Source organism: Ferruginibacter sp., assembly GCF_014377975.1.
GTDB lineage: Bacteria > Bacteroidota > Bacteroidia > Chitinophagales > Chitinophagaceae > Ferruginibacter.
The window spans coordinates 1-1,703 of the sequence record NZ_JACMOO010000308.1 but is presented as its reverse complement, the minus strand read 5'-3'; the positions used below and the strand labels follow the sequence as shown (position 1 = coordinate 1,703).

The 1,703-nt window shown below is 40.2% G+C and carries 2 protein-coding genes; both read right to left on the bottom strand.

What is annotated here, in order from left to right; genetic code table 11:
• On the bottom strand, positions 1-1,527 hold a 1,527-nt coding region (locus H7254_RS15660; RefSeq protein WP_301933854.1), incomplete at its 3' end, for a VCBS repeat-containing protein.
• Positions 1,524-1,703 (bottom strand): hypothetical protein (locus tag H7254_RS15655; protein WP_301933853.1); only part of this gene is annotated, 180 nt, incomplete at its 5' end. The genes H7254_RS15660 and H7254_RS15655, both read right to left, overlap by 4 nt.

The window sequence follows — 1,703 nt, the reverse complement described above, 5'->3', positions numbered from 1 at the left end:
CTGCAGCGGAACATTGGCAAGTTCTTTTATTGCTTTCAGTTTTTCATTTCGTTTTGCATCCTGTTTGCCCATGGGGCTCTGCAATTTTGTTTGATAGTTGATATAATCCAGGTCGCCCAAATCCCGGTAAAAACCATTGGTAACCATCAGGTCTTTATCACCATCATTGTCATAATCTGCCCACAGGGCACTCCAGCTCCAGTCAGTACTGCTAACGCCTGCAAGAAAACTTATATCACTGAAAGAAACCTCACCCCGCCCGCCTCCAAAAGGAGCGGGAGAAAGGCCGTTATTTAACTGTAATGCATTTCTTGTGTACTGTGGCTCGTAACCTTTTTGCAATGACAACTGAAATTTATCATAACCTGCCGGAGGTATAATCATCTTGCGACGATAGTTCCCTTCGGGCAACATATCCAGCGTATAAATATCAGGGCGGCCATCATTGTTAACATCAGCAATATCATTTCCCATCGATGCAAAGCTGGTGTGCTTTAGGGATGCGGCCGTTTTATCGCTAAAGGTTCCATTGCCGTTATTGATGTATAAAATATCATTGGTCAAAAAATCATTCGATATATAAATGTCCGGCCAGCCATCGCCATTTACATCGCTGACAGCGGCTCCCAAACTGTATCCTTCAATTAATATGCCTGCTGCTTTGGACACATCTGTAAAAGTGACCTCACCCCTACCCTCTTTTATTGAAGCGGGAGAAGGGCCATTATTCCGGTATAAAATATCCGTGCCTGCCGATTCTCCGTTCACCATTCTTTCCCGGATGCTGTTTACCCCCGTAACCATTTCATTGGCGGGGTTTGTAATTAAAAAAAGATCAAGATCTCCATCCTTATCATAATCAAAAAAAGAAGCATTCATGGTTTGTCTTGTTTCTGCAATGCCATATTTTTCGGCACTTTCGGTAAACGTTTCGTTCTTATTATTTATATACAACAGGTTATGCATATCCCCAAACTTTGGACTGCCAGCAACGTTTACATAAATATCCAAAAAGCCATCCCCATTAATATCAACCATAGAAACGCCGGTACACCAGCGATTGGTGATAAGCCCTGCTTTTTCTGTAATATCTTCAAATTTAAATTTGCCTTTATTCAGGTACAATTTGCAGGATGTTTGGTTGGCGCTAAAATATAAATCAACCAACCCATCATTATTAATATCGCCTGCAGCAACGCCTGCGCCTGTATAAATATTCATGTACTCCAGCACATTGTATTTATCATTTTCGGCTACTTTATTATTGAAATGAATACCGGTTAATGAAGAAGAAACAGATTCAAATAAAACGGGTTTATGATTGCAGGATGTACAAAAAAAAAGCATTGCTGTAAAAATAAATCCTGGTAAGAAACTACTATTTTTTTTGAGCCCGGCTGAGAAGCCTTGTGGTACTTCATTGGCGTCGCACACTTCTACATTTTCTTCTTTACTCAACATTTGTATCAATGGTAAGTGAGCACAGCAGCCATTGCCAATAGGAATATAGTAAACAAATATTTTCAAAAGTTAAGTTGTCTTTTGTTTCCCAGGTTATTAAAAATTGTCACCGACTTTATATTGGGTGCAATGGTCATGTGCCGCCCGGATTGTGAAAGATAGGAACTGCCATAATAAAATTCCTGCCGGTATTGTTTTCCACTTTTTAATGTCACCAATGCAAAGGCATCATCCCGGTTTAG